We start from the raw sequence: 12,305 nt of genomic DNA on the forward strand, positions 1-12,305 counted from the left end.
CACCACCGGGACTCACCACCACGGGGAGTCGAGTCGTCCCTCGATGGCCCTGAGGTTCTCGCGGGCGCAGGAGTCGCAGAAGTAGCGTCTGACGCCGTTCTCCACGGAGCAGGTCCAGGTGGGCGGCGTGCCTTCGGCAACGGTGCCGCAGCGGGAACACACGAGATTCTCGGCATTCTCGCTGCCCGAGGGCTGGGGAGTCTGCTGGTCCACCCGGCGACCCTATCGCCGCTCCCGGAGGTTCGCCCGGCACAACGCACCGCGGGGGCCGGTCCGTTCGGACCGGCCCCCGCGGGCATCGTGGTGTGGCTCAGTCAGTGCGTCGGCTCGTCACTCGTCACTGCATGACGGCGATGGCGAGCGCGCGCCTGGCGCGCAGCGACGCGCGCTCGGCGCGGCGCTGCATCCGGCGGGCAGCCATCAGGCGAGCGGCCGGGCGCTGGGCCTCGGCCTCACGCATGCGTTCGTGCATATGCGCACGAGCCAGGGCTTCTGGGATGAGTTGCATCTCGCGGGTCCTGTTCTGGCGCGAGTCGTTCGCGCCGGTGGTGGTGAAGTCTGGGGTGGCGGAGCCTGCGGGCTCGGCGGTGGCTGCCTTCATCGGGGCCTGCTTCTTGGGGTCGTGCGTCAGGGGGCGATCGATCGTTCCGATGGCGTTCATGCGGCGACAACCGGGTTCTTGCGCGGACGGCCACGCGGCCGCTTGCGGGCAACGACGACACCCTGGACGAAGAGCTCGCCGCCCCAGACGCCCCACGGCTCACGCCGCTCCTTGGCGCCGGCCAGGCAGGCCTCCATCAGCGGGCAGGTACGGCAGAGGGACTTGGCGTACTCGACGTCGGCGGGCGACTCGGCGAAGAAGACCTCGGGGTCGTAGGCACGGCAGGGGACGGGTACGCCGAGGTTCTCGATGGCGTCGTCGAGCGCGGTGAGCGCGGTGAGGGGAGTCAAGGTCGGGTCCTCCGTGGGAGCGGGCGGGGGGAGAGTCTCTGAAGGCGGTACGGACGGGGCGTGCGCTTCGAGTTGCACGGTGGTGTTTTCCTCGTCTGGTCGTGCCGGCCTGGGTCGGCCGGTTGGCGGCTGGTACCGGGTCTTGCTCGGCCCCTTCGCTCCGTCATCCCGTTTTGGGGAAAACAGAAGGGCCGCGGATCCCGGGTGGGGTTCCGCGGCCCTGAAGGCGCCGGTCTGATCGAGGATCAGACTGGATCACTCCAGGGTTCGAGCCCACGGAAGGCCCACATCGTGTGGTGCTGCGTCGTCTGCTTCTTGGATCCGGCACCGGCTGCGGCAAAGGCATAGGCCTGCGCCTGTGCCGTCACTACTGCTTCCGGTGCCTTGGTCGCTCGCTCGCTGCCCTCATTGACCTCACGCATCGGAAGCACGTCGAGAGCGATGTGAGCGGCGCGCGGGGACAGAGGCAGGGCAGAGAACTCCGGACGGACAGCGGCGGCAGCGATGCCACCGGACAGACCGGTGCCCAGGTTCGAGAAGCCGAGCAGGCAGGAAGCGACGACCGAGCGATCGGTCATTTTGGCGGTGCCGACGAAGCTCTCGTTGATGCTGATCACTGGAATCGCCTCCTCTCGGCGTCTATGGGATCGGCCGGGACCGATCCTGCGGGCTATTAAGTACAGCACGGGGCGAGGGCTTCGGAGAAGCCGCCGTTCCCGTGCTTAAGAACCTATGGGTCTTCCTTGCGCATGCGCAAACTATTTTTTCGACGAGTTTGAATCAGTCGCCATCGGCGCCCCTTACACGTTCCTCACCTGCACAAATGGCGAGGACATCAGATCCGAAGCGGTTGAGCTTGCGCACGCCGACGCCCGGGATCCGGGCCAGCTCGCCCTCTTCGTCCGGTGCGGCCTCCGCGATGGCGATCAAGGTCTTGTCCGTGAACACGCAGTAGGCGGGCTGTCCGAGGAGCTCCGCCTGGCCCGAACGCCACTCCCGCAGGCGTTCGTAGAGCCCTTCGTCCATGTCGGACGGGCAGTCCTCGCAGCGCATCAGTTTCATCTCGCCCGCGTCCGTCAGGGACCGCCCGCAGACCCGGCACCGGGCCGGGGACCTGCTCGTCCGCCGACGGCTCCTGGCGCCACCGCCGCCCTCCTCGCCACCGCTGCCGCTGCCGCGCTCGACGCCACCGGGCCCGCCGCCCGCGGCGCGGGCTCCGGTGCCCGCCCCCGAGCCCGGTCGCAGCCCGTCGAGGAAGCGGCTGGGGCGGCGTCCCCCGCGGCCGCCCGGCGAACGCGACAGTGCCCAGGAGAGGGAGAGGTGGGCGCGGGCACGGGTGACGCCCACGTACAGGAGGCGGCGCTCCTCCTCGACCTGCTCGTCGGTCTTGGCGTACGTGATCGGCATCATGCCCTCGGCCAGGCCGACCAGGAAGACGGCGTCCCACTCCAGGCCCTTGGCGGCGTGCAGCGAGGCGAGGGTGACACCTTCCACGGTCGGCGCGTGCTGCGCGTTCGCGCGCTCGTCGAGCTCCCCCACGAGGTCGGAGAGCGTCGCGCCGGGCTTGGCCAGCGCGAAGTCCTCGGCGAGGCGCACCAGGGCCGCCAGGGACTCCCAGCGGTCGCGGGCCGCGCCGGAGCCCGCCGGGGGCTGAGTCGTCCAGCCCTTCGTGGAGAGGACGGCACGCACCTGCGAGGGCAGGTCGACGACGTCGTCCAGCAGAGAGTCGTTGCCCCCGAAGCGTGCCGCGCCGCGCAGGGCGGCGCCCGCCTCCCTGACCTCCGTGCGCTCGAAGAACCGCTCGGCCCCCCGCAGCTGATAGGGCACCCCGGCGTCGGCGAGCGCTTGTTCGTAGATCTCGGACTGGGAGTTCGTGCGGAAGAGGACCGCGATCTCGCTGGCCGGGACGCCGTCGGCGATGAGGGCACGGATGCGGCGGGCGGCACCCTCGGCCTCGGCGGGCTCGTCCGCGTACTCCGTGTAGAAGGGCTCGGCTCCGGCGTCGCGCTGAGAGATCAGTTCGAGGCGGTGGTCGGCTGCGCGGCCGCGGGCCTGGGAGAGCAGGCCGTTGGCGAGGTGGACGACCTGGGGCGTGGAGCGGTAGTCCCTGACGAGCTTGACGACCGTCGCCCCGGGGTGGCGGGTGCGGAAGTTGAGCAGGTGGTCGGGGGTCGCGCCGGTGAAGGAGTAGATCGTCTGGCTGGCGTCGCCGACGACGCAGAGGCTGTCGCGGTCGCCGAGCCACAGCTCCAGGAGGCGCTGCTGGAGGGGGCTGACGTCCTGATACTCGTCGACCACGAAGTGCTGGTACTGGGCGCGGACCTGGTCGGCGATGTCGTGGCGGTCCTGGAGGATGCCGACGGCCAGGAGCAGGACGTCCTCGAAGTCGATGACGGCGCGGTCGCGCTTGAGGTCCTCGTACGCGCCGTAGATCTGGGCGATCTCCGCCGCGTCGCGGGGGATGAGGCGGCCGGACTTGGCAGCGGCGGCAGCGTAGTCGGCGGGGACGGTCTGAGTGACCTTGGACCACTCGATCTCGCTCGTCACGTCGCGCAGTTCGTTGCGGTCGAGGCGGATGCGGGACGCGGCCGCCGCGTCCGCGACGAGCTTGATCTTGCGGTCGACGATCCGGGGCAGCTGGCCACCGACTGCTTTCGGCCAGAAGAACTGGAGCTGGCGCAGGGCGGCGGAGTGGAACGTGCGCGCTTGGACCCCGGAGACGCCTAGCTGGCGGAGGCGGCCGCGCATCTCGCCCGCCGCGCGGTTGGTGAACGTGACGGCGAGCACGCTGGCCGGCTGGAGGATTCCGGCGCGCACGCCGTAGGCGATCCGGTGGGTGATCGCCCGGGTCTTGCCCGTCCCGGCGCCCGCCAGGACGCACACCGGCCCGTGCAGGGCGGTCGCCACCTCGCGCTGCTCGGGGTCGAGCCCGGCGAGCACCGCGTCGGCAGAGTCCGGGACCTGCGGGAAGAGGGTGGAGTGCGTTGCTGCTGTCACCCCGCCATGCTGCCAGGTCGCCGGAGGCGCGTGAGCCGGTTGTCCACAGGGAGGCCGGTGCGGTCGTACTAATGCGGGAATGGTGGCCGGGTCACGTACGTTCAGGTCATTGCGATGACGCACCCCGAGCAACAAAGGAGCGCGAGACACATGCCGGGCACTGTGACGATGTACAGCACCACGTGGTGCGGCTACTGCCGCCGGCTCAAGGGCCAGATGGACCGCGAGGGCATCACGTACAACGAGATCAACATTGAGCACGACCCGGATTCCGCGACCTTCGTCGAGAAGGCGAACGGCGGAAACCAGACGGTTCCCACCGTTCTCTTCCCGGACGGCTCGACGCTGACGAACCCGTCGCTCGCCCAGGTGAAGCAGAAGCTGGCCGCCTGAGCGACTAGCCGACGGTGCCCGGCTTCGGCAGGGGCTTTCCGTACCAGAGCTCGATCAGTCGGGCCGCAATCGAGATCCCGTAGGGAGGCAGGACCTCCCCGGACTCGAATGCGGCCCGCAGGTCTTCCCGGGAGAACCAGCGGGCCTCGGAGATCTCCTCGCCGTCCACGTTGATCTCCGACGACGTGGCGTCGGCCATGAAGCCCAGCATCAGGCTGGAGGGGAACGGCCAGGGCTGGCTCGCGACGTACTCGACGTCGCCGACCGTGACGCCGGCCTCCTCCCAGACCTCGCGCCGTACCGACGTCTCGATGGACTCGCCCGGCTCCACGAAGCCCGCGAGCGTCGAGAAGCGGCCTTCGGGCCAGTGCACCTGGCGGCCGAGGAGCGCACGGTCCTGGTCGTCCGTCACGAGCATGATCACGGCAGGGTCCGTACGCGGGTAGTGCTCGGCGCCGCACGCCTGGCAGCGGCGGATGTGCCCTGCCGCGGCGATGACCGTGCGCTCGCCGCAGCGCGAGCAGAAGCGGTGCAGGCGCTGCCAGTTCTCCAGGGCGACGGCGTGCACCATCAGGCCCGCGTCACGGGGCGACAGGAGGAGCCCGGCCTCTCGCAGGCCCGCGGGACGCGCCTGCTGGTCCATGCGGCCGGGCAGGGAGTCCTTCTGGAGCGCGAAGAAGCTGACGCCGTCGTCGTCCGTGCCCAGGAAATAGCGGTGGGCTTCGGTAAGAGGTGCTTCGAAGGACGGCGTCATCACCAGTTCGGTGCTGCCGTCCGGCATCTCGTCGATGAGTACCTGGCCACCGGAGACCACGAAGACCCGTGTCGTGGGGTGGCTCCAGGCGGCGGCGAGCCAGGCCTCGTCGAGACGGTGGTGGGCTGCGCGATCGATGCCGCTCGGTGCGGTGAGCGAGACGGGACGGTCAGCGGTGCGTTCGGTCCAGGTGGTCACAGGTGCTTCCAACTCCCCCGATGGAATGGGTGGTGCGGCAAGGTCGGCAAGGCGGGGCTCAGTGTGCATCGCGCCAGTGCTCGGCGAGATCGCCCCACAGGTAGGCCGTCGTCTCGACTCCCTTGAGGAGAAGATCGAGTTCGACCTTCTCGTTCGGTGCGTGCCAGCCGTCGGACGGCACGGAGATGCCCAGGAAGAGCACGGGGGCGGCGAGTACGTCCTGAAGGTCGGCCGCCGGTCCCGAACCGCCCTCTCGGGTGAAGCGGATCGGCTGTTCGAAGGCCTGGCCCATCGCCCGTACGACGGACTGAAGGGCGGGGTGGTCGAGCGGCGTGAGGCACGGGCGCGTGGCGGCGCCGAAGGTGATCGTGTGGCTGATTCCGTTCGGCAGCTGGTCGGCGACCCAGGTGCGGACGGCCTCTTCGACACGGTCCGGGTCCTGGCCCGCGACGAGGCGGAAGGAGAGCTTCAGGAAGGCGGACGACGGGACGATCGTCTTGCCGCCCGGCCCTTGATAGCCGCCGCCGATGCCGTTCACCTCGGCGGTGGGGCGGGCCCAGATGCGCTCCAGGGTGGTGTGGCCCGCTTCTCCGTAGGTCGCGTGGGACTTGGCCGTACGCAGCCAGCGCTCCTCGTCGAAGGGCAGCTCGGCGAAGAGTTCGCGCTCGCGGTCGGTGAGTTCGGTGATGCCTTCGTAGAAGCCCGGGACGGCCACGCGCGCGTGCTCGTCGTGCAGCGCCGCGACGAGGCGGGCGGCGGCGGTCGCCGGGTTCGGGACGGCGCCGCCGAAGGAGCCCGAGTGGATGTCCTGGTCGGGGCCGCGCAGCTCGATCTCGCAGTCGGCGAGGCCGCGCATGCCCGTGCACACCGTGGGGGTGTCCTCCGCCCACATGCCGGTGTCCGAGACGATCACCGCGTCCGCCGCGATGCGCTCCTTGTGCTCCTCGATCAGCGCGCGGAAGTGCGGGGAGCCCGACTCCTCCTCGCCCTCGATCAGGAGCTTCAGGTTCACGGCAGGGGCGGTGCGGCCGGTGGCGGCAAGGTGGGCGCGGACGCCGAGTGTGTGGAAGAACACCTGCCCCTTGTCGTCGGCGGCACCGCGCGCATAGAGGCGGTTGCCCTGCACGACGGGCTCGAAGGGGTCGGTGTGCCAGCCGTCCTCGCGCGCCGCGGGCTGCACGTCGTGGTGGCCGTAGACCAGGATCGTGGGGGCCTGCGGGTCGCCTGAGGGCCACTCGGCGAAGACGGCGGGAGCACCGGCCGTCTGCCAGACCTCGGCGGTCGGGAAGCCGGTCTCCTTGAGCTGCGCGGCAAGCCAGTCCGCGCTGCGCCGCACATCCTGTGCGTGGTCGGGCTGTGCCGACACCGAGGGGATGCGCAGCCACTCGGCGAGGTCGTCGAGGAAGGCGGCACGGTGGGTCTGAATGTACGTACGAACGGCGCTGACGCCACTGACGTCACTGTCAACGGACTGGCTCATGGTCACGAGCCTAGCCGCCCGCGGGAGCCGGACCGTCCGGTGGTTCGTCACCCGGATGCCCGCCCGGTTCCGCCAGCAGGATCCGCTCCAGCTCGGCCCGGCCGGGCAGGTGCGCGGGGCGGGATGTCTCGCCGCTGCGCACGTACAGGAACGACGCCTTCACGGACTCCGGGGGCACGTCGTGCAGCTCGGCCCAGGCCAGGCGGTAGACGGCGAGCTGGAGGGGGTCGGCGGTGCGGGTGCGGCTGGTCTTCCAGTCGACGATCTCATACGTCACGTCGTCGCCGTCGACCTCCTTGTAGACCGCGTCGATCCGGCCGCGGACCACACGGCCGGCGAGCGTCAGCTGGAAGGGCACCTCGACGCGGTGCGGGGTGCGGTGGGCGTACTCGGTGCGCTCGAAGGCTTCCTTGAGCGCGTCCAGGTCGCGTTCGTCGGCGATCTCGGCCTCTCCGGGGCCGCCGCCCGGCAGGTCCTCGGGGCCGAGCAGCGGGAGGCGCAGCTCCTCGAAGCGGGTCTCGATCCAGGCGTGGAAGCGGGTGCCGCGCCTGGCCGCGGGCTGCGGCGGGCGTGGCATGGGGCGCGCGAGCTCCTGCGCGAAGCCCTCCGGGTCGGCGGCGAGGCGCAGCACTTCGGACGCGGTCAGCGATGCCGGTACGGGGATGTCCCTGACCGCTTCACGGGCGCGCAGGAGTTCGCCGGTGAGAGCGTCCAGGTCGCGGTCCCAGGAGGCGAGCGTGCGGGCCTCCTCGGGGGTGAGGCGGGCGCGCTCCGGGGCGGCTTCGGGCTCCTCCGGCGGGGCCGCCTCGGACGGGTGCGGGCGGGCCTCGGGCTCGGGCGCCTGGTGCGGGACGGGCGCTTGGCGCGGGTCCCCTTCGGGGGCAGCGGGGAGGTGCATGCGTGCGTGGGGCAGCGCAGGGCGTTCCTGGGGCAGGGCGTCCCAGTCGTCCGGGGTGACGTCCGGGAAGCCGGCATCGCCGAACGGCGGCTCCTCGTAAGGCACCTCTCCGTAGGGCAACGCCTCGTCCTCCTCCGGCGGGGGCGGCCAGTCCGGGTCCTCGGACGGGGGCACGTCGTCGTACGCCGACGGGTGGGGTTCTTCGTGCGAACGGGCGTCGACCGGGTCCCCCTCCGCCGTCAGATCCCCCGTCAGGCGGTCCAGATGCGTGAGGACCGTCTGGGCGGCGGCCCTGCGGCGGGCGAGGGACGCGTCGTCCAGCGGCAGCGGCCACGCGTGTTCGGCGGCGCCCTCCGTCAGGGCGGGGTTCTCCTCGCCCTCCTCCGGTTCGTCCGCCCAGGCCTCGATCTCCCCGTGGCCCACCGCGCAGTGGTCGTACAGCGCCCGGAGGAAGTCCGAGGGGCCGCGCGGCTTCTTCTGCGAGGGCCCCCACCAGTGGCCGGAGCCCAGGAGCAGCGAGCGGGGGCGGGTGAACGTCACATAGCCGAGGCGGAGCTCCTCGGTGTGCTGGTGCTCCTTCATGTCCTCGTGGAAGGCCTTCATGGACCGGGAGTCCCACGCCTCGATGTCGGGCAGGGTCGCCGCGTCCCCGCGCAGCGCATGCGGGACGACCTTGCCCTGGGCCGTCCACTTCTCGCGGCCCTGGGTGCTCGGGAACGTCCCGGTGACCAGGCCGGGGACGGCCACGACGTCCCACTCCAGGCCCTTGGACTTGTGGGCGGTGAGCACCTTGACCGTGTTCTCGCCGCCGGGCAGGGCGTTGTCCAGGCCCTTCTCGTACTGCGCGGCCGTCCGAAGGAAGGCGAGGAAGGCAAGCAGGCTCGCCCCGCTGTCGTTCGCGGCGAAGGAGGCGGCGACGTCCAGGAAGTTCGACAGCGTCTCTCGGCGGCGGGCGGCGAGGGCGTGCGGCGACGCGGAGAGTTCGACCTCTAGGCCCGTGACGGCGAGCACCCGGTGCAGCACGTCCATCAGGGGGTCGGCGAGCGAGCGGCGCAGATCGCGCAGTTCGGCCGCGAGCCGGGCGAACCGCACCCTCGCATCCGGCGAGAAGGGCAGCCCGTCGTCCTCCGTGTCCTCGTCGAAAGGCGTCTCCAGGAACGTGTCGAGCGCGTCCGCGAGCGATATCACCTCGGAGGGGTCGACCCCCTCGACCGCTTCGGCGAGCCGCCGGTCCGGGTCGTCGTCCGGGGCCGCGTGCCCATGGCGTACGAGGAGGCGTGCGCGGCGGCCCAGGAGGGCTAGGTCGCGCGGGCCGATGCGCCAGCGCGGGCCGGTCAGCAGGCGCACCAGGGAGGCGTTGGCGCCCGGGTCCTGGAGCACCTCGCAGACGGCGACCAGGTCGGCGACCTCGGGGAGGTGCAGAAGCCCGGAGAGGCCGACGACCTCCACGGGGACGTCGCGGGCGACCAGCGCGCCCTGGATCTGCGCGAAATCCGTGGCCGTGCGGCACAGGACCGCGATCTCGCCGGGGGCCTTTCCGGTGCGCACGAGGTGCGCGATGGAGTCGGCCAGCCAGTCGATCTCCTCGGCGTGCGTGGGCAGCAGCGCGCAGCGCACCATGCCGTCGCGCTCGGCGCCCGGCGCGGGCCGCAGCGCCTCCACGCCCGCGTGCATCGCGCGCAAGGGCTCCGCGAGGCCGTTCGCGAGGTCCAGGAGGCGGCCGCCGCTGCGGCGGTTCTCGCTGAGGGCGTGGCGGGCCGCGGGGCGCCCGTCGGCGTGCGCGAAGTGCTCGGGGAAGTCGTCCAGGTTCGCCACGGACGCGCCGCGCCAGCCGTAGATCGCCTGGCAGGGGTCGCCGACCGCCGTCACGGGGTGGCCCGTGCCGCCTCCGAAGAGGCCCGCCAGAAGGATGCGCTGGGCCACGGAGGTGTCCTGATACTCGTCGAGCAGGACGACCCGGAACTCCTCCCGCAGAATCTCGCCGACCTCCGCGCGGGTGCGGGCCAGCGTCGCGGAGAGTGCGATCTGGTCGCCGAAGTCGAGGAGGTCACGGGCGCTCTTCGCGTCCCTGTAGCGGCCGACGAGCTCGGCCAGTTCGAGCCGGGCGGCCGCCGTCTCCGGCACCTTGCGCAGGTCGGCGTTGGAGAGCTTGGCGCCCTCCAGGGCGTGCAGCAGCTCGGTGTCGTACGCGCGGAGCTTCTCGGGACGTACGAGATGTTCGGCGAGCTCGCTGTCGAGCGCGAGGAGGTCGCTGACGAGGTCGGGGAAGGAGCGCGTCAGCGCGGGATACGGGCCCGGTGCCTCGCGCAGCACGCGCGCGGCGAGCTGGAAGCGGGTGGCGTCGGCGAGCAGCCTGGCGGTGGGTTCGAGCCCTATGCGCAGCCCGTGATCGGTCAGCAGGCGGCCCGCGAAGGCGTGGTACGTGGAGATGACCGGTTCGCCCGGAGGGTGGTCCGGGTCGAGCGCCTCGGGGTCGGTGACCCCGGCCTTGATCAGCGCCTGGCGCACCCGCTCGGCGAGTTCACCGGCCGCCTTGTTCGTGAACGTCAGGCCGAGGACCTGCTCGGGGGCGACCTGCCCGGTGCCGACCAGCCACACCACGCGGGCCGCCATCACCGTCGTCTTGCCCGACCCGGCTCCGGCCACGATCACCTGCGGGGCGGGCGGCGCGGTGATGCAGGCCGTCTGCTCCGGGGTGAAGGGGATGCCGAGGAGCTCTTTGAGCTGCTCGGGGTCGGTGATACGAGGTGACACGTCAGAGAGGCTAGCGGCGGCCACTGACAATCGGGGCATGCCCGGCTGCCGGCGGCCGCCGACGCTCAGGGCGTCAGGACGCCATGAGCTCCTGCACGTCCATGACCTCGTTGGGTGCCGGGGCCTTGACGACTACGGGCTTGCCGTAGTCGGTGAAGTTCATCGTGCCCGGGTCGTCCTTGCCCGAGGTGTCGGCCTTCAGGAGAATCGGGAGCTGTTGCCGAACGCACAACCGGCACAGCAAAACCGCCATCGCGCAGGACGCCACCATGTGTCGAGCTCTAAGGGAGCGCAGTGTCCTGAAGAGGCTTGCGTTCCCAAGACACTTGGGGTGGCTGCACGAGGCTCCCGCCCTCTACACCCCGGCCGACATCCTGCATGCGTCCGAAACTATGGACTCCCGCACGCCCGCAGCCATCAGCGCGACCTTGCACTTGCCCACATAAAACGGGCTCGACGGCGTTCCCTTGCCCTTGGCCGCCGCGTCACAGGCCTTCGTCACCTTCGGGCCAACCGTGTAGCCATGGTTCTTCACCCACGCCCTGCAGTCCCAGGCTGTTGCGGACGCGGGTGCCGCTGCCGCCACTGGCACAGCCACCACACCTGCGACCATGCTCGCTGCCACCAAGAGCCGCTTCACATTCAGCGCTTTCACACTGCTCCCCTTCAGTTCACCAGCCGCTTGCATTGATCCAAAACTGTAGATGATCTATGAAGTTGCTGTGGAAACGACTGCGTAGGCGTGAGCTTGACCACTGACGCGGCAGTTGTCGCCTATGTCAATCCACGACGAACCTCCGGCTGCGCGCTGCAGGAGGCGCGGAAGGCGTAGTGCGTGCAGCGCTGGCCCGTGGTGGGCGAGAAGCGTTCGTCGAGGGCCTTGCCGGCCGCCGTGTCGAGGAGGTCGCCCACTCACTCCCCCGCGAGCGGCTCCTGGGCCTGCGCCTCGGGGAGGGCCTCGAACACCGTCCTTCTTGGCGGTGCCCTGGCGCAGCTGCACCAGTTCCGTGCCGCCCGTCTCCGGAATACACCGTCGAAGGGCCTCGTCCACCGCACCCTCACGGAGGGCAAGCTGGTAGACGGCAAGCCGTGGGTGGCGGGCCATTTCCGCGGCAGTGGGCCCCCTGGGCCTGCGGGTTCAGGAACCCATCAGGTCCTTCAGGTCGTCCTGCTCGACGACCTGGTCGGCCGGCGGAGCCTTGACGACGACGGACTTGCCGTAATCGCCGAAGTTCAGCTTGACGGGGTCGTCGCCGCCCTTCTTGTCGATCTGCAGGAAGTACGGCTTGCCGTCCAGAGCGACGTGGTAGGTGACGGTCTGGCCGCCGTCCTTCTTGGTGAGGACAGCCGTCTTCTCCCCGTCGACCTCGGCGTCCTTCTCACGCTTGAGGCCCTTGAGCTCCTTGGACTCGAACATCTGGTCCTTGTCGCAGGTCTTGTTCTCCTGGCCGGGAGGGGACTTCATCCAGCGGCCCTTCAGCTTCTCGCCCAGGGCGGCGCTGCCGGTGCTCTTCCAGAACTTGTCGTCACCCTTGAAGTACGAGTCCTTGCCCGACACGAGGATCTCGCCGGTGCCCGTGGCGGAAGAACCCGTCTCGCCCTGGCAGTCACCGGACTTGGCGACGGCGAAGTCGACCTGCATCGACTTGCCCGACTCCTCGCCCTTGCCCGAGACCTTGAAGGAGCCCGCCCCCTTGGAGGCGTCGGCGGCCTTCTTGGCGATCTTGTCGGCGCTCATCCCCTCGAAGGGGTCCTTCTCCTCGCTGGAGCAGCCCGTGATGCCGACGAACGCGGCGGCGCAGGCGACTGCCGCGGCCAGGAGCTTCCGGTTGGCTGCCATGTGTGTTTCTCCTCAAGAGACGTTGAGCTTTGCGGCGACT

General features: G+C 70.7%; 12 protein-coding genes and 1 pseudogene. 1 reads left to right on the forward strand and 12 read right to left on the reverse strand.

Annotation, left to right across the window (positions count from 1 at the left end; all coding sequences use genetic code 11):
- Positions 1-12 precede the first annotated feature (12 nt).
- The 5 genes from ACWD02_RS09090 to ACWD02_RS09110 form a co-directional block, all read right to left on the reverse strand.
- The gene (locus ACWD02_RS09090) at positions 13-213 is read right to left on the reverse strand and encodes a hypothetical protein (protein ID WP_451206458.1); all 201 of its coding nucleotides are present in this window, start codon (positions 211-213) and stop codon (positions 13-15) included.
- Positions 214-337: 124 nt separating this feature from the next.
- Positions 338-661 carry a hypothetical protein gene (locus tag ACWD02_RS09095; protein ID WP_451206460.1) on the reverse strand — a complete coding sequence of 108 codons (324 nt, stop codon included), beginning with the start codon at positions 659-661 and terminating at the stop codon, positions 338-340.
- Positions 658-1,029 carry a WhiB family transcriptional regulator gene (locus ACWD02_RS09100; RefSeq protein ID WP_344522157.1) on the reverse strand — a complete coding sequence of 124 codons (372 nt, stop codon included), beginning with the start codon at positions 1,027-1,029 and terminating at the stop codon, positions 658-660. The genes ACWD02_RS09095 and ACWD02_RS09100 overlap by 4 nt, the downstream gene beginning before the upstream one ends.
- 167 nt (positions 1,030-1,196) lie before the next feature.
- Positions 1,197-1,568, reverse strand: a complete 372-nt coding sequence (locus ACWD02_RS09105; RefSeq protein WP_451206462.1) for a hypothetical protein — start codon at positions 1,566-1,568, stop codon at positions 1,197-1,199.
- 163 nt (positions 1,569-1,731) lie between these two features.
- Positions 1,732-4,053, reverse strand: coding sequence for an ATP-dependent DNA helicase UvrD2 (locus ACWD02_RS09110; RefSeq protein ID WP_451207438.1), 2,322 nt, complete (start codon positions 4,051-4,053; stop codon positions 1,732-1,734).
- Between the two features lie 45 nt (positions 4,054-4,098).
- On the opposite strand from ACWD02_RS09110, the gene ACWD02_RS09115 reads away from it, so the two are divergent.
- Positions 4,099-4,341: a mycoredoxin gene (locus ACWD02_RS09115; protein ID WP_249587883.1), complete on the forward strand. Its 243-nt coding sequence runs from the start codon at positions 4,099-4,101 to the stop codon at positions 4,339-4,341.
- Positions 4,342-4,345: 4 nt separating this feature from the next.
- On the opposite strand, the gene nudC is transcribed toward ACWD02_RS09115, so the two are convergent.
- From nudC to ACWD02_RS09150, 7 genes and pseudogenes are all read right to left on the reverse strand, one after another.
- Complete coding sequence (nudC, locus tag ACWD02_RS09120) at positions 4,346-5,293, reverse strand: NAD(+) diphosphatase (protein WP_451206465.1); 948 nt, start codon at positions 5,291-5,293, stop codon at positions 4,346-4,348.
- Between the two features lie 58 nt (positions 5,294-5,351).
- Complete coding sequence (locus ACWD02_RS09125) at positions 5,352-6,773, reverse strand: dipeptidase (RefSeq protein WP_451206467.1); 1,422 nt, start codon at positions 6,771-6,773, stop codon at positions 5,352-5,354.
- Positions 6,774-6,783: 10 nt separating this feature from the next.
- Entirely contained in the window at positions 6,784-10,425 is a 3,642-nt protein-coding gene (locus ACWD02_RS09130) for a UvrD-helicase domain-containing protein (protein WP_451206470.1), read from the reverse strand.
- 73 nt (positions 10,426-10,498) lie between these two features.
- Positions 10,499-10,678, reverse strand: a complete 180-nt coding sequence (locus ACWD02_RS09135) for a hypothetical protein (protein WP_451206473.1) — start codon at positions 10,676-10,678, stop codon at positions 10,499-10,501.
- Positions 10,679-10,780: 102 nt separating this feature from the next.
- A complete protein-coding gene (locus ACWD02_RS09140) occupies positions 10,781-11,080 on the reverse strand; it encodes a hypothetical protein (protein WP_451206475.1) in 300 nt (99 codons plus the stop codon).
- A 119-nt stretch (positions 11,081-11,199) separates the two neighbouring features.
- Positions 11,200-11,551: pseudogene (locus tag ACWD02_RS09145) on the reverse strand (PD-(D/E)XK nuclease family protein); the annotation flags it as partial.
- A 12-nt stretch (positions 11,552-11,563) separates the two neighbouring features.
- Entirely contained in the window at positions 11,564-12,265 is a 702-nt protein-coding gene (locus ACWD02_RS09150) for a hypothetical protein (protein WP_451206478.1), read from the reverse strand.
- Positions 12,266-12,305 lie beyond the last annotated feature (40 nt).

The organism is Streptomyces sp. NPDC002853 (genome assembly GCF_053591915.1).